This window comes from Streptomyces sp. NPDC059248 (assembly GCF_042753905.1).
Lineage (GTDB): Bacteria > Actinomycetota > Actinomycetes > Streptomycetales > Streptomycetaceae > Streptomyces.
On record NZ_JBHYZV010000044.1, the window covers coordinates 1 to 15160 of the forward strand.

11 protein-coding genes are annotated in these 15160 nt (G+C 73.3%); 1 reads left to right on the forward strand and 10 read right to left on the reverse strand.

The annotated features are described in order from the left end of the window. Window positions 1–190: 190 nt before the first annotated feature. Window positions 191–1981 carry a gamma-glutamyltransferase family protein gene (locus tag ACFXG1_RS19895; protein ID WP_384723211.1) on the forward strand — a complete coding sequence of 597 codons (1791 nt, stop codon included), beginning with the start codon at window positions 191–193 and terminating at the stop codon, window positions 1979–1981. 46 nt (window positions 1982–2027) lie between these two features. Here ACFXG1_RS19895 and ACFXG1_RS19900 read toward each other — a convergent pair whose 3' ends face one another. The 10 genes from ACFXG1_RS19900 to benA form a co-directional block, all read right to left on the reverse strand. Beyond that, window positions 2028–2321 carry an acyl carrier protein gene (locus ACFXG1_RS19900; RefSeq protein ID WP_384743832.1) on the reverse strand — a complete coding sequence of 98 codons (294 nt, stop codon included), beginning with the start codon at window positions 2319–2321 and terminating at the stop codon, window positions 2028–2030. A gap of 63 nt (window positions 2322–2384) precedes the next feature. Next, entirely contained in the window at window positions 2385–3881 is a 1497-nt protein-coding gene (locus ACFXG1_RS19905) for an amino acid adenylation domain-containing protein (protein ID WP_384743834.1), read from the reverse strand. After that, entirely contained in the window at window positions 3878–5011 is a 1134-nt protein-coding gene (locus ACFXG1_RS19910) for an acyl-CoA dehydrogenase family protein (RefSeq protein WP_384743836.1), read from the reverse strand. The genes ACFXG1_RS19905 and ACFXG1_RS19910 overlap by 4 nt, the downstream gene beginning before the upstream one ends. 335 nt (window positions 5012–5346) lie before the next feature. Then, a complete protein-coding gene (locus tag ACFXG1_RS19915) occupies window positions 5347–6915 on the reverse strand; it encodes an MFS transporter (RefSeq protein ID WP_384714003.1) in 1569 nt (522 codons plus the stop codon). A gap of 278 nt (window positions 6916–7193) precedes the next feature. Further along, entirely contained in the window at window positions 7194–8144 is a 951-nt protein-coding gene (locus tag ACFXG1_RS19920; RefSeq protein WP_384743838.1) for an IS701 family transposase, read from the reverse strand. Between the two features lie 175 nt (window positions 8145–8319). After that, entirely contained in the window at window positions 8320–11157 is a 2838-nt protein-coding gene (locus ACFXG1_RS19925; RefSeq protein ID WP_384743840.1) for an AAA family ATPase, read from the reverse strand. A gap of 164 nt (window positions 11158–11321) precedes the next feature. Continuing rightward, entirely contained in the window at window positions 11322–12095 is a 774-nt protein-coding gene (locus tag ACFXG1_RS19930) for a 1,6-dihydroxycyclohexa-2,4-diene-1-carboxylate dehydrogenase (protein WP_384723770.1), read from the reverse strand. Further along, complete coding sequence (gene benC / locus ACFXG1_RS19935; protein WP_384743842.1) at window positions 12092–13126, reverse strand: benzoate 1,2-dioxygenase electron transfer component BenC; 1035 nt, start codon at window positions 13124–13126, stop codon at window positions 12092–12094. Before benC ends, ACFXG1_RS19930 begins: the two co-directional genes overlap by 4 nt. A gap of 34 nt (window positions 13127–13160) precedes the next feature. Then, window positions 13161–13718 carry a benzoate 1,2-dioxygenase small subunit gene (benB, locus tag ACFXG1_RS19940; protein WP_384722968.1) on the reverse strand — a complete coding sequence of 186 codons (558 nt, stop codon included), beginning with the start codon at window positions 13716–13718 and terminating at the stop codon, window positions 13161–13163. Further along, the gene (gene benA / locus ACFXG1_RS19945) at window positions 13715–15067 is read right to left on the reverse strand and encodes a benzoate 1,2-dioxygenase large subunit (RefSeq protein WP_384722966.1); all 1353 of its coding nucleotides are present in this window, start codon (window positions 15065–15067) and stop codon (window positions 13715–13717) included. Before benA ends, benB begins: the two co-directional genes overlap by 4 nt. Between the last annotated feature and the right edge of the window lie 93 nt (window positions 15068–15160).

Below are 15160 nucleotides of genomic sequence, written 5' to 3' on the forward strand. Positions count from 1 at the left end.
CCGGTACACCGTCCACCTGGGTGCCGGAACGCCCCGTACCGGCCGGCTCGACTGTGCGATCACCGTCGTCGACGGCCGGCCCGCGCACGCCGCGGCGGCCGGGGACGTCGCACCCGTCGCCCACGGCACGATCGCCGTCCCACCGCCCCCGGCCCCCTGAACCCACTACCCCTGTCCCGGAAGGACCCTCGTGCTGCACCGCCCCGAACTCCACGGCACCCTGGGCGCCGTCGCCGCCAGTCACTGGCTGGCCTCCGCCACCGGCATGGCGATGCTCGACCGCGGCGGAAACGCCTTCGACGCCGCCGTCGCCGCCGCCCTGGTGTGCCAGGTCGTCGAGCCCCATCTCAACGGCCCGGCGGGCGATGTCCCGATCATGGTGTACGAGGCGGCGACCGGTGAGACCCGGGTCATCTGCGGCCAGGGCCCGATGCCCGCAGCCGCCACCCCGGCGGCCTTCCGCGCCCTCGGTCTGGACGCCGTCCCCGGCTCCGGACTGCTGGCGGCCCCCGTCCCCGGCGCGTTCGGCGCCTGGATGCGGCTGCTGCGCGACCACGGACGGCTCCGTGTCGCGGACGTCCTGGAGCCGGCCATCGGATACGCCGACGGCGGCTACCCCCTGCTGCCCAGGGCATCGGCCATGATCGAGGTGATGGCCCCCCTCTTCCGGGACGAGTGGGCCGAGTCGGGCCGCACGTTCCTGCCCGGCGGACGGGTCCCGGCACCGGGGGAACGGATGCGCAACCCGGCCCTGGCCGAGGTCTTCCGGCGCATCCTCGCCGAGGCCAAGGCCGCCACGTCCGACCGCGAGGGCCAGGCCGACGCCGCCGCCCAGGCCTTCTACGAGGGGTTCGTGGCCGAGGCGATCGACCGGTTCACCACCACGGAGATGATCGACTCCACCGGGCGGCACCACCGCGGTCTGCTCACCGGCGCCGATCTCGCCGCCTGGCGGGCGGGCTCGGAACCCACCGTCAGTTACGACTACCGGGGCCACCAGGTCCACAAGCCGGGGCCCTGGTCGCAGGGTCCCGTCTTCCTCCAGCAACTCGCCCTGCTGGAGGGCTTCGACCTGGGGGCGGTGGAGCGCGGCGGCGCCGAGCACCTCCACACCGTCGTGGAGGCCGCGAAGCTCGCCTTCGCCGACCGGGAGGCGTGGTACGGGGACCCCGAGCACGCCGACGTACCCCTGAAGGAACTGCTGGACCGCGAGTACGCGGCGGCCCGCAGGGCGCTGATCGGGCCGCGGGCGTCAGGAGAGCTGCGGCCCGGATCGCCCGGCGGCCGGGAGCCGTGGATCCCGCCGGTCCGCGACATCACCCCCGTCCCGGGGCGGCCCGACTGGCTCGACCAGCTCGGCGACGGTATCCCCACGGTGCTGCTGCGCACCGCCGCCAAGGGCGACACGACCTGCGTCAGCGCCACCGACCGGGACGGCAATATGGTCGTGGCCACCCCCAGCGGCGGCTGGCTGAAGAGCTCACCCGTCGTCCCGGGACTGGGCTTCCCCCTCGGCACCCGGGGCCAGATGGCCTGGCTCGACGAGGGGCACAACAACACCCTGGCACCGGGCAAGCGGCCCCGGACGACCCTCAGCCCGACGCTGCTGCTGCGCGACGGCCGCCCCCGGCTGGCCTTCGGCACCCCCGGCGGCGACCAGCAGGACCAGTGGACGCTGAATTTCCTCGTCCACCATCTCGACTTCGGTCTCGACCCGCAGGCGGCGGTGGAGGAACGCACCTTCCACACCGATCACGTACCGACGTCGTTCACCCCGCGCACCGCCCGTCCGCTCACCCTGGTACTGGAGGACGGCTTCCCCGATGAGACCCTCGCCGGGCTGCGCGCTCGCGGGCACGAGCTGAAGGTGGTGGCGCCGCTCTCCCTCGGCAAGGTCTGTGTCACCGGCGTCGACGCGCACGGCGGGGTGCTGGCCGCCGCGAGCCCCCGCGGCGGGCAGGCGTACGCGGTGGTCCGCTGACCCGCCCGGTACGGCGGGGGACGGCTCCCCCCGCCGTACCGGAGGCTCAGTCCGCCGCCGTACCGGAGGCTCGGTCCACCGCCCGTTCGGAGGTGAGACCGGCGACCAGGCGCGCCACGCTTCCGATGTCCCGGAAGTTGGCGGGGACGAGATGTCCGGGGGTCACATCGGCGTCGAACCGCTCGCGCAGGAACGCGACGAGGCGGGTGATGTTCATCGAGTTGAGCACTCCCCATTCCAGCAGCGGTGACTCGGCGGTCAGTTCGGCCGAGGGGTCCCCGTCGAGGAGTTCGGTACGGATGTAACCCTCGATCTCCGTGGCGGCGGCGGCCTGGTCCATGGGCGTCGTTCGTCCTTTCCTCGGAAGCTCGGGAGGAGGCTTGGGGCTCAGAGGGCCTGGGGCTCAGGTGGCTCGGGGGTCAGGGGGGTGCGGGAGCACGGCCCGGCTCAGCAGCGCGCGGTCCGTCTTGCCGTTGCGGGTACGGGGCAGTTCGGGGACGGCCACCACGGCGTCGGGGATCATGTAGCGGGGCAGCAGCCCGGCGCAGTGGCGCTTCACCGCCAGCAGGCCCGGCGGGGCGGTCCCGTCGGGGACGACCACGGCGACGATCCGTGCGGCGGTCCCCTCCCCTTCGACGAGTACCGCGGCCTCGTTCACGGCCGGATGACGGGCGAGTGCGGCCTCGATCTCGCCGAGTTCGACCCGCCGGCCCCGGATCTTGACCATCCGGTCCAGCCGCCCCCGGTAGTCGAAGGCGCCGTCGGCCCCGACCCGGACCAGGTCACCGGTCCGGTAGGGGCCCCGGTGCGCGGGGCGGCCCCAGTACCCGGCCATCACGGTCGGCCCGGCGACGACGAGTTCGCCCTCCTCCAGCGGCCCGGCGCGCCGCCCGTCCGGCCGGACCGCCCACACCTCGTTCCCGGAGCAGGCGCGGCCGATCGGGACAGGGCCGCCGATATCGTCCGCGGTGACCTCGTGGAACGTACAGACATTGGTCTCGGTGGGGCCGTAGAGATTGAGGAACCGGATACCGGGCCACCGCCCGAACAGCCGGGCCAGCGGGGCGGCGGGGAACGGCTCCCCCGCGAAGAGGACGGCGCGGAGCGCGGGCGGCCGGGGTGTGTCGCAGAGCCCGCCGTCCCGGATCATCAGGACGAGGACGGAGGGCACCGAGTACCAGACGGTGATCCGCTCCTCGGTGAGGAACGCCGTCAGCTGGCCGGGCGCGTAGGCCAGTTCGGCGGGGACCAGCCGGACCGACGCGCCGGTGAGGAAGGCGACGTAGAGGTCGAGGACCGACAGGTCGAAGGCGAAGGGGGCGTGGTTGGCGAACCGGTCGCGCCGGCCGGCGCCGAGTTCGGCGGCGGCCCAGCGGATGAAGGCCAGGGCGTTGCGATGGGTGACGCACACCCCCTTGGGCTCGCCCGTGGAGCCGGAGGTGTAGAGGATGTAGGCGAGATCGTCCGGCCGGGCGGGTTCCGGGACCCCGGACTCGGCGACCTGACCCTCCGGAGGGTCCGGGTCGAGGGTGTGGACCGGTGGTGTACCGGGCCCCGCGTCCTTGAGCACCGCGGCGCGGGCCGGGTCGGTGACGAGGAGGGCGGCGCCGCAGCCGCGGGCGATGAGCGCGGTCCGCAGCGGCGGGTTGGCGGCGTCCACCGGTACGTACACCGCGGAGAGCCGCAGCACGGCCTGCATGACGACGACCGCGGCGACCGACTTGTCCAGCCAGATCACCACCCGGTCGCCGCGGCCCACACCGTCCGCGCGCAGCCGTGCCGCCAGGCGGTCGGCGGCCCGGTCCAGTTCGCCGTAGGTCAGTTCGCCGTCGGGTCCCGCGACGGCGGGATCGCCGGGGGCGCGCCGCGCGGAGTCGGCGACCAGGGACGCCAGGTTCACAGCCCGAGCCCCTTCGCGATCAGCTCGTGCTGGATCTCGTTCGTGCCGGAGAACAGCCGGGCGGGCACGGTGTCGCGCAGCGCCGCTTCCAGCCCCTCGTCGACGAGATAGCCCCGGGCGCCGAAGATCCGCAGGGCGTCGGAGGCCGCCCGGACCGCGGCCTCCGATACGGCGAGTTTGGAGAGGGCGCTGTCGGCGGCGCCGTGGTCGCCGCGGTCGAGCCGGAAACAGGCCCGGTACAGCAGCAGCCGCGCGCCTTCGAGCCGGAGCTTCATCTCCGCGACCCGGTGGGACACCGCCTGGAAGTCGGCGATCCGGCGCCCGAACTGCCTCCGTCGCCGGGCGTGGGCGACACAGCGGTCGAGCAGCCGGTCCATCAGGCCGATGTATCCGGCGAAGAGGCAGGCCCGTTCCCAGGCCATGGAGTGCTGGAAGACGGCGCCGCCCGCGCCCTCCGCCCCCAGGAGGTTCCCGGCGGGCACCCGGCAGTCCTCGAAGTGGACCGCCCCCGCGGCACAGCTGTCGAGGCCCATCTTCGCGAGCGGTTCGCCGACGCGCAGGCCGGGCGCGGAGCGTTCGACGACGAAGGCCGAGGTCCCGAGGAATCCGGCGGTGGGGTCGGTCACCGCGTAGGTGACGAAGACATCGGCGTCGGGGGCGTTGCTGGCCCACGACTTGGAGCCGTTGATGACGTAGGTGTCGCCGTCGCGTACGGCGCGGGTGGTGATGGCGGAGACGTCCGACCCGGCCTCGGTCTCGGTCATGGCGTTGGCGGCGATCGCGGTCCCGGCGCACATCGCGGGCAGCAGCCGGGCGCGTAACTCATCGGAGCCGTGGGCCGCGATCGGTACGGCGCAGGCGAGGAGATGGGCGCTGGTGGCGAAGACGAGCCCGGTGTCCTCGCAGCCCCGGCCGAACGCCTCGACGAGATGCGCGGTGTCGAGCGCGCCCAGGCCGCGTCCGCCGTACGGTTCCGGGACGCAGAGGCCCAGCAGCCCCAGCTCGCCGCAGCGCCGCCAGGCCTCGCGCCGCTCGGAACGGGCGTCCGGGGGTTCCCGCAGAGTCTTCCCGACGGCCGCGAGCATGGCGTCGTACGCGTCGGATTGATCCTGCTGCCAGTCCAGGAACATCACACCTCGCCGCTGGTGAAGGGATGAAGGGACGTGCGGTACGGCGGCGCCGCCGGGGTCATGGCGGGGGGCCGGGCGCGCGCGGGCCGCCGGGGTCCCGTACCGGAGGACGGTCGGGCCGGGCGCTCTGCGCGGACACGGACAAGACCTTTCGTCGGCACCCGGACGGACTCGCTCCTGCGGATGGGCCGCCCACTCCCGCCGTCGACGGTGAGCTGACCAATGAGATGCCCAGCCCGGGCCAGGAGTAGTCCCGGGAGACGTCACTTCGTTCCCGGAGCCCGCTTCCCCGCGCAACCCGCCCCTTCATCAGCCGCCCCTCACCACCGGCGGCGTCAGCCGCCGGTGGCCGCGGGCTCCGTGTCGTCCGCCTGCTTCGGCTCGGCGTCGGTGCCGGGGGATTTCTTGAGGACGGTGGCGGCGAGGACGGCCGCGCCCGCGAGGCCGATCGCGCTGAGGACGGCGGCGACCCGCAGCCCGTCGGCGAAGGCGAGCGCCGCGGCGTCGCGGAGCGCGTCGCCGACCCCGTCCGGGAGCCGGTCGGCGACGGCCAGGGCGCCGCCGGCCGTCTCCTCGGCCTCGTGGAGCGCTCCGGTGCCGATGCCCGGGGGCGCCGTTTCGCCGATCCGGCCCCGGTAGACGGCCATGGCGGCACTGCCCAGGAAGGCCATGCCCGCGGCCAGTCCGAGTTCGGCGCCGCTCTGGGAGATCCCCGACGCGAGGCCCGCGCGCTCCGGCGGGGCGGATCCCACGATGGCGTTCGTGGTCAGGGCGAGTACGGGGGTGACGCCCGTGTAGAGGACCGTGAAGCTCGCCACGGTGAGGGCGAGATCGGCCCGGGTGGCGGTGGCGGCGACCAGGGCGGCGCCCGCGGCGGCCGTCGCGAGGCCGCAGGCGATGACCGTCGTGGGGCGGACCCGGCTGACGATCCGGGGCACCAGGAGCGTCGCGGCGATCCCGCACAGGACGGACGGCAGCGTCCACAGCCCGGCCTCCAGCGGCGAGAGGCCGAGGACGACCTGGAGGTACTGCATCACCAGGAGTTGGGAGCCCGCCATCGCGGCGACCGCGAGGGTCTGGGTCGCCAGCGCCGCGCCGAAGGCGGGCCGGGCGAACAGCGCCGGGTCCACCAGGGGCTCGGCCAGACGTCGTTGGCGGCGCAGGAAGACCGCGCCGACCAGCAGTCCGCCGGCGATCCAGGCGAAGGCCGCCGGGCTCGCGCCCGAAGCGGCGAGGCGCTTGGCCCCGTAGACGACGCTCAACACCGCGACCAGCGACAGTACGGCGCCGGGGACGTCGAACCGCCCGGCGACCGGGCGCCGCTGCTCGGGCAGTACCAGGGGTCCCGCGACCAGCAGCAGAAGCATCACGGGTATCCCGATCAGAAAGACCGAGCCCCACCAGAAGTACTGGAGCATCACACCGCCCACCAGGGGGCCGATCGCCTCGCCCGCGGTGAAGCAGGTCATCCAGACCGCGAAGGCGAAGGTGCGCTGCGCCGGGTCGCGGAACATCCCGGTCAGCAGGGCCAGGGTGGACGGCATCAGGGTCGCCCCGGCGACCCCGAGCAGCGCCCGGGCCGCGATCAGCAGTTCGGCCGTGTCGGCGAGGGCCGCCAGCGCGGAGGCGGCGGCGAAGGCCGCGGCCCCGGCGAGCAGCAGCCGCCGGCGGCCGATCCGGTCGCCCAGGGTGCCCATCGTCATCAGGAACCCGGCGACGAGGAATCCGTAGACGTCGAGGATCCACAGGAGTTGGCCGCCGGTGGGGGCGAGGGCGGAGCTCAGCCCGGGGGTGGCCAGATGGAGCACGGTGAGATCCATCGACAGGACCATGGTGGGCAGGGCCAGCACGGCCAGGCCCGCCCATTCCCGTCGTCCGGCCCGTGCGGGGGCCTCGTGCGTCATCGCGGTTCTTCCTCCCCGTAGTCATCGACCCGACCGGCCCGAAAAACGTGCCGACGTATATCGGAATCGCCTTTTCGAACCGACTGCGAGTGTAAGGCATTTCCGGTCCCGTGAATTCCTTCCGCGATAAACGCCGCCAATTGCATAACGGGATGTCAATTGGCATCGGGGAACCCAAGTGCGGAACGAGGAGCCATCTGTCCTACCCGCCCCCACCTGCGAAGAAAGGGCACCCCGGCACGATGCCGGGATGCCCTTGGGGGAAGTCGTGGAGAACTCTAGGATCGGGTCGCCGCCAGGAAGGCATGGGCGAACATGGCGAGGGTCATATGCCGGTACCAGGCCCGCCATTTCCTGACGGAATAGCGGTCGAGACCCGCTTCACGGCGCGCCGACGCGAAATATCCGGCGGCAGTCGTCCGTCGTGCGGCGACCGCGACGAGTTCGTCGACGCCGGTGTCGGATGGCGCGTAGCAGAGATACGATCCGCCGCCCTCGCGGCCCAGCCGCCAGTGGGCGAAGCCGTCGTCGGCGGGTGTCCGGGTCACCGGCGGGCCGCTGGTGTGGCTGAGGAGCACATAGGGCGTCCCGCGCCGTTCCAGGGCGGCGCGGAAGGCGGGGTTCTCCCCGTAGTAGGGGGCGTCGGCGGTGACCCAGCGCGCGGGCGCCCCGGCGTCGAGGGCGCGTTCCACCATCGCCAGGGCGAGGTCCTCCCGGAAGGACAGCTCCGGTCGCGCGGGAATCCCCGTCCGCTCACGGTGTACGGGATCTTCGGCCCGGCTCTGCGGTACGAGCAGCTCCCGGTCGACGGCGCAGGCCGTGCCCCGGGGGTCCACATGGAGCAGGAACAGCCCGATCTGGTAGTTGTCTATCCGTCCGGACGCGGCGCTGTACTGCCGGGCCACACCCGCCGAACCGTTTCCCTTCTTCAGGAACCCGTCCTCGGCGACCACGAGGACGGACTCGTCCGACCCCATGCACGCGAGCACCATCTCCCGTACCCGGTCCCGGACGGAGCCCTCGTCCCACTGGGCGGTGGTCAGCAGCCGGTTCCGCCCGTCCTCCGCACCGGACGCCGCCGCCCCGGCGCCGGCCGGTTCGAGGAGTCCGCGGAGATAACGGAGGGCGTGCCGGCGCGGCTCGGCTCTGCCGAACTCGCCGTCGAGCCACTGGAAGAAGTAGTCGAGGGGACCCGGTCCCCCGTCCACGACCGGAGCTTCCGCCGTCATTCGCCACCGTCGCCTTCCCCTGCGCACCTCACCCCGACGGCCCCGCCGCCCCGCCCCGGCGACCCTACCAAGGGCTTCCGGCCGCCCTGCCCGGCACGGGCGGGGCCCGGCACGGGCGGGGCCCGGCACGGGCGGGGCCCGGCACGCCTCGGTCGGGACCCGTTCGTGTCGCGGGTCAGCCGTCCGGGGACGTTTCGCGGAAGCGTGCCGCGAGTTCGGTTCGGGAGCGGACGCCGATCTTGGCGTAGACGTTGGTCAGGTGGTACTGGACGGTCTTGACCGAGATGAACAGTTCCAGCGCCGTCTGTTGGTTCGTGGCGCCGGCGGCCACCAGGATCGCCACCGCGCGTTCCTGGGGGGTGAGGCGGGCCGTCGGGCCGGGGGTGCGGCGGGGGGTGTGGACGCCGCCCGCCTGGAGTTCGCGTTCACAGCGGTCCACATAGGTGCGGGCGCCGAGGGTGGCGTAGGCGTCCCGGGCGTTCCTCAGGGCGGTGTCGGCCTCGCGGCGTTTCCCGGCGCGGCGCAGCGTCTGGCCGTAGGCGAAGTTCACCCGGGCGCGGTCGTACGGCAGCGGGAGGCGGTCCAGATGGGCGAGGGCCCGGTCGAACTCGGCGCGGGCGGCGTCGATATCGCCGCGGGCCGCGGTGAGCCGGCCGCGGGCGAGACCGAGCCGGGCCCGGGCGGAGCGGCGGTCGCGGCGGGCGGCGAGGGTCTCGTAGGGGGTGAGGAAGGCATCGGCCTCGTCGAGGCGGCCGGTGAGGACGAGGGCGTTGGCGTAGACGTCGGGCCAGGGCCAGAAGCCGGGTTCGTCGATCGAGTCGCGCGCGGCGAGCCGGGCCAGGGGGTTCAGCGCCTCGACGACCCGCTCGTAGTCGCCGCGGGCCTCCGCCACCTGGGCGCGGGCCAGGCAGGACGGGACGAGCATGACCTCGTAGTGGTGCCGTTCGGCGGCGGCTTCGGCGACATGGCGGTCCGCGCTCTCCCAGTCGCCGCGCAGGGCGTGGATCTGGGCGGCGGTCCAGTGGACCAGGGGGCGTACGGGCTCGATCCGGAACTCGGCGAGCCGGACCTCGGCCCGCTGCGCGGTCTCAAGCGCCTCCGGCCAGGCGCCCAGCGCGAACTGGGTACGGGCCAGCCAGCCCTGGGCCCAGAGCGAGATCCGGGTGGAGCCCATCCGGAATCCCGTGGGGACGGCCGCCTCCAGTTCTCGGCGCGCGGCCTCGGGGGCGTCGAGCGCGAGATCGACCCAGCCCCGGCCGAGCCGGAAGCGCTGGGGCTGGGCGCCGCCGGAGAGGGCGTCGGCGGCCGACTCGTAGGCGGCGAGGGCTTCGTCGGGGCGGCCCGCGGCGGCCAGGCCGAGGCCGAGCACGGCCTGGGACTCCACCGCGGAGGGGTCGTCCGGGTCGGCGAGTTCGATCGCGCGGCGGGCCCAGGCGACCAGGTCGGGCCCGTCCCACCGGCCGAGGGCGTGCAGCACCCGCCGCTGGCAGATCCGGGCCATCAGGTCGTGGTGGCGTTCGGGGTCGCAGCGCCGCCATGCCTCGGTGAGGAAGGCGTCCGCCTCCGCGGGGCGTCCGCGCATCAGGGCGAGGTAGCCGAGGACGACATCGCGCAGGATGCCCGCCGGGAAGCTCTCCAGCTCGGCCGCGAAGGCCGTGGCCTGCGGTACGTCCCCGGCGCCGATCATCGCGTCGACGGCCCGCAGCAGCCGGTCCTCGCGCGCGGCGCGCCCGGTGCTGAGCCGTCCCGCGCGGACGAGGGCGTCGGCGACGGTGGACCACTCGCCCGCGCAGGCGCGTTCCGCGGCGTACGCGTCGAGTTCGGCGGCGAGGGCGTCGTCGGTCGTCGTGGTCGCGGCCACCCGGTGGTTGAGCCGCCGTCCGCGGTCCCCGGTGAGCCGCGCCGCGCGGGTGTGCAGGGCGGCCCGGCGGGTCAGCTCGATACCGGTGAGGACGGCGGCCCGGTCCAGGGGCCGGGTGAACGACAGCAGGGCGAGCCCGGGTTCGCAGGCGGCGGTCAGCAGTCCGGCGGCCCTCGCCTCGTCCACCGCGGGCAGCGGGCTGCCGAGGTCCGCGAGCGCGGCGGCCTCGGCGAGTTCGGCGTCCTCGCCGATGACCGCGCACGCCTCCACGAGGGCGCGGGCGTCCGGGCCGCAGCGGGCCAGACGGTGGCGTACCGCCGCGGTGTGGCGGGCGGGCGCGGGGAGTTCGGAGCGCCGTTCCTGCCAGGTGTCGCGGGGCAGTTCGCGCAGCAGCCGGAGCACATCGCGCGGATTGCCCCGGGTGTGGTGGCACAGGTGCCGGGCCGTGGGCGGGTCGAGGGTGATCCCCGCGGCACGGCGGGCCAGGCCCATGACATCCGGCGCGGTCAGCGGTCCGGGCCGTACGACGTGGTCGCGGCAGCCGTCGAGGACCTCCAGGGCGGCCAGGACCGACGGCGGCGGTTCGACGTCCCGGCCGTGCGGGTCGGCGCACTCGCCCGGATCGTCCCGGGCGACCAGGACGACCAGGATCCGCTCGGTGGACATCCGGCGCAGCGCCGACCGTACGGCGCGCAGGCTCTCGGCATCGGCCCAGTGGGCGTCGTCGACGACGACGATCAGCGGTTCGCGCTCCTGCCGGTCCCGCCACCGGCGGTGGAGGAGGAGGCCGGTGTCGAGTACGGCTCCCGGCCCGGGCGGGCCCGGCGGATCGGGCGGGTCGTTGTGGTCCCCGCCGGCCCGCAGGAGCTGGTGGGCGATGCCGAGGGGAAGCTCCGACTCCCAGGGCACCCCGCCGACCCGCAGGACGGCGGGCGGCGGCCCGCCGGACTCCTGGCCGGTGTCCCCGGCGGACCTGTGCGCGACCCGGTCCAGCACATGGTCGACGAGGGCCGTCTTGCCGATCCCGGCCGCGCCCTCGACCAGGACGGTCGTGGGCCGCCCGGCGTGCGCGGCCCCGATCGCGCGGATCATCGCGGCGCTCTCGCCGGCCCGCCCGACCGGGCCCGCCTGCGGCTCGGGGCGGTCGTTCATGGGCCGGACGCTAGCACCCGGCCCGGTGAGCGGCCCCGCGCGGGGCAGGGACGGCACACCCGTGGCCGGGCGGACACCCCCCTCGCCGGGACGGGACCGACCGGCCCGACCGCACCCGGCAGGCACCACAGCAACCAACCCCACCACCCGCCCGGAGGGCACCGTCAGCCCTGGTCGCCGCCGCCGACCGGCAGGACCGTGCCCGTGATGTACGACGCCTCGTCCGAGGCGAGGAAGCAGATCGCGGCGGCCTGCTCCTCCTGTGTGCCGTAGCGCTTCAGCAACGAGGAGTCGACGGTCTGGTCGACGATCTGCCGGTACCAGTCGCGTTCCCGGTCGTCGCGCGGCGCGGGGCCCCGCGCCACCCGCCGGGGCGGGGCTTCGGTACCGCCCGCCGCGACGGCCACGACCCGGACGCCGTAGGGGGCGGCTTCCATGGCGAGCGACGCGGTCAGCGCGTTGACACCGCCCTTGGCCGCCGAGTACGGGACCCGGTTGATGCCGCGGGTGGCGACGGATGAGACGTTGACGACGGTTCCGGAGCGCCGCTCCACGAGATGGGGCAGTACGGCCCGGACGGTCCAGAGGGTGGGGAGGAGGGACCGCCGGATCTCGGCCTCGATCTCGTCGGGCGCGTAGTGCTCGTACGGCTTCGCCCAGATCGTGCCGCCGACGTTGTTGACGAGGACGTCGATCCGGCCCAGCGCGGCCAGCGACTCCCCGATCGCCGACCGGGCGCCCTCGTAGGCCTCCAGGTCGGCGACGACGGCGCGGGCGCCGAGTCCGGCGGCGGCCTCGTGGACGGTCTCGGAGCGGTCGACCAGGACCACGTCGGCGGACTCCTCGGCCAGCCGGCGGGCGACGGCGTGGCCGATGCCCTGGGCGGCGCCGGTCACCACCGCCGTCCGGCCCGCGAACCGGCCCGGGTGCGCGCTCATGCCGCCCCCACCGTCTCCCGTACGGCGGCGGCGGGGGTGAACTTCTCGTAGTGGAAGCCCGCCGGGGTCACGCCGAGGGCCGCGATATGCGTCCGTACGGCCTCCACCATCGGGGGCGGCCCGCACAGATAGACGTCCGTGTCGCCGCCGTGCAGGGTGCCCGCGTCCATCAGCCCGGTGACATAGCCCTTGTTGCGGGCGGTGCTCGCCGCGTCGGCGACGCAGTGGTCGAAGGTGAAGGAGGGGAGGGCCTGCGCGTAGTGCTCCAGGGTGTCCAGATGGACCAGGTCGCGGTCGGTGGTGACGCCGTAGATCAGTCTGACCGGCGGGGCGGGCGGTGCCCCGGTCATGGTGTCGAGCATGGCGAGCAGCGGGGCGAGCCCGGTTCCGCCCGCCAGCAGGAGCGCGGGGCGGGTGAGTTCGCGCAGATAGAAGCTGCCCAGGGGGCCGGTGAACGTCAGCCGGTCCCCGGCGCGGGCGTGCTCGGTGAGATAGCCGGACATCGCGCCCCCGGGGACGGTCCGCACCAGGAAGGAGACCTGCCGCCGGGCGGGTCCCGAGCTGAAGGAGTACGAGCGGGTCACGCCGGCGCCGGGGACGTCGACGTTCACGTACTGGCCGGGCAGGAAGTCCAGCGCGTCCCGGTCGTCGACGTCGAGGGTGAACTCGATCGTGCCCGGGGAGTGCCGGACGATCTCGGCGACGGTGGCGTGGTGGGTGACGGCCGCGGTCTTCGCCGCGGCCGACGAGGACGGGATCCGCAGGACGAGATCGCTCAGCGGGGTCATCTGGCAGGGCAGGCAGTAGCCGTCCGCGGCCTCGTCGTCGGTGAGCGCCTCGTCGATGTAGTCACCGCCGTCGTACCGCCCGGCGTCGCACCGGGACTTGCAGGTGCCGCAGGCGCCGTCGCGGCAGTCGAGCGGGATGTTGATACGGGCCTTGTACGAGGCTTCGGCGACGGTCTCGCCGGGGCGGCACTCGACGAAGCGGGTGACGCCGTCCTCGAAGTTCAGGGCGACCTGGAAGGACATGTTGTGGCTCATTTCCGAACGGCCGGCGGACGGCTCAGACGTGGTAGACGTCGACGACGTGGTGCACGTAGTCGTTCTTCAGCACGACCTTTTTGCGGGTGATCAGGGGTTCGGGGCCGCCGAGGTCGAGGGTGTAGTACGAGGTACCGAAGTAGGTGTCGACCGTCTGGTAGCGGTAGTAGAGCGTGAACCAGTTGAACCGAATATCAACAGTTCCGCCGGTGCCGCCGGTGCCGCCCGTGTCACCGGTGCCGCCGGTCTCGCCGCCCCGGCCGACGATCTCCACCTGGGTGATGTTGTGGCCGGTGCGCGGTTCGGGGAGGCTGGTGGCGCTGGACCGGTCGGTACGGATCCGGAAGACGCGGTCCTCAAGACCGGCTCTGGTCGGGTAGTAGATCAAGGAGATCTCACGCCGGGGGTCGGTGGTCAGTTCGCCGTCGTCGGCCCAGGCCGGCATCCAGAACTCGGCGTCCGGGTGGTAGCACTCCAGCCACCGCTCGAACTCGCGGTCGTCGAGATGGCGGGCCTCGCGGTAGAGGAACCCCCGGACCCGTTCGAGCAGCGCCACATCGGCGGTGGTGTCGGTGGTCACTTCGCCTCCTCCGTCGCGAGGGCCTTGCGCAGGGTGTCGAGCCAGTAGCCGTGCTGGATCGGATAGAGCCCTTCGTCCTCGGTGCGCACCCCGCTGGCGATCGGGTCGATGCCGATGCTCCTGGCGTCCTCGTCCGGACCGTCGATCTGGTGGACGGCGCCCCGGCTGAGGTCGTTCCAGGGCGCCGAGCCGGCCAGGTACGTCTTCTGGCAGGACCGGAACTCCTCAAGATCGTCCGGCGTCGCCATCCCGGTCGCGTTGAAGAAGTCCTCGTACTGGCGGATCCGCCGGGCCCGGTCATCGGCCGGTTCGCCCTTGGGGGCAATGCAGTAGATGGTCACCTCGGTCTTGTCCACGGAGACGGGCCTGAAGTGCCGGATCTGCGAGCTGAACTGGTCCATCAGATACACATTCGGATACAGGCAGAGGTTCCGCGACACACCGATCATCCAGTCGGCCTTGGCCTCGCCGAACTCGGCCGCCAGCTCGTCGCGGCGCTCGTACAGCGGCCGGTTCGCCGGGTCGAGCCACTTGGTCCACAGCAGCAGATGGCCGTGGTCGAACGAGTAGAAGCCGCCCTTCTGCTTCGACCAGCCGCCCGCGTCCATGGTCTTCGTGTCGTTCCGGGACTCGCCGGAGGTCCGGCGGGCCTGGGTGGCAGCGTAGTTCCAGTGGGTCGCGGACACGTGGTAGCCGTCGGCGCCGTTCTCCGCCTGGAGCTTCCAGTTGCCGTCGTAGTGGTACGTGGACGCCCCGCGCAGCACCTCCAGACCGTCGGGCGACTGGTCGACGACCATGTCGATGACGACCGCGGCGTCGCCGAGGTGCTCCCGGAGCGGCTTCACATCCGGGTTGAGGCTGCCGAAGAGGAAGCCCCGGTAGCTCTCGAAACGGGGCACCCGGGTCAGATCGTGCGATCCTTCGGTGTTGAACTGCTCGGGGTAGCCGGCCTCGCGCGGATCCTTGACCTTCAGCAGCCGTCCCGTGTTGCTGAACGTCCAGCCGTGGAACGGACAGGTGAAGGTGGTCCGGTTGTCGGTCTTGCGGCGGCACAGCATCGCGCCGCGGTGGCTACAGGCATTGACCAGACAGTGCAGCTCGCCTTGTTTGTCGCGGGATATCACCACCGGCTGGCGTCCGATATACGTCGTGAAATAGTCCCCGACTTCCGGGAGCTGGCTCTCGTGCGCCAGATAGACCCAGTTCCCCTCGAAGATGTACTTCATCTCCAGTTCAAACAGTTCCTCGTCCGTGAAGACGCTCCGGCGGACCCGGTACACACCGGTGTCCGGGTCTTCGACGAGCGCGTCTTCGAGGATGCTCCGTGCGCGGCTGCGGAGATCGGTCATGGCCGCCCCTCTCACCTCTGGTCCCAGGCCGCCCGGCCGGCGGCTTCGTTGCCGTTGCTGTTCAGCACGATGACAGCGGGGTGAACTCCCGGC

Bases quoted from the DNA above. Each gene is read 5' to 3' on its own strand.
- ACFXG1_RS19900 (WP_384743832.1), bottom strand. From the start codon at position 2,321: ATGGACCAGGCCGCCGCCGCCACGGAGATCGAGGGTTACATCCGTACC.
- ACFXG1_RS19910 (WP_384743836.1), bottom strand. From the start codon at position 5,011: ATGTTCCTGGACTGGCAGCAGGATCAATCCGACGCGTACGACGCCATG.
- ACFXG1_RS19915 (WP_384714003.1), bottom strand. From the start codon at position 6,915: ATGACGCACGAGGCCCCCGCACGGGCCGGACGACGGGAATGGGCGGGC.
- ACFXG1_RS19920 (WP_384743838.1), bottom strand. From the start codon at position 8,144: ATGACGGCGGAAGCTCCGGTCGTGGACGGGGGACCGGGTCCCCTCGAC.
- ACFXG1_RS19925 (WP_384743840.1), bottom strand. From the start codon at position 11,157: ATGAACGACCGCCCCGAGCCGCAGGCGGGCCCGGTCGGGCGGGCCGGC.
- ACFXG1_RS19930 (WP_384723770.1), bottom strand. From the start codon at position 12,095: ATGAGCGCGCACCCGGGCCGGTTCGCGGGCCGGACGGCGGTGGTGACC.
- benC (WP_384743842.1), bottom strand. From the start codon at position 13,126: ATGTCCTTCCAGGTCGCCCTGAACTTCGAGGACGGCGTCACCCGCTTC.
- benA (WP_384722966.1), bottom strand. From the start codon at position 15,067: ATGACCGATCTCCGCAGCCGCGCACGGAGCATCCTCGAAGACGCGCTC.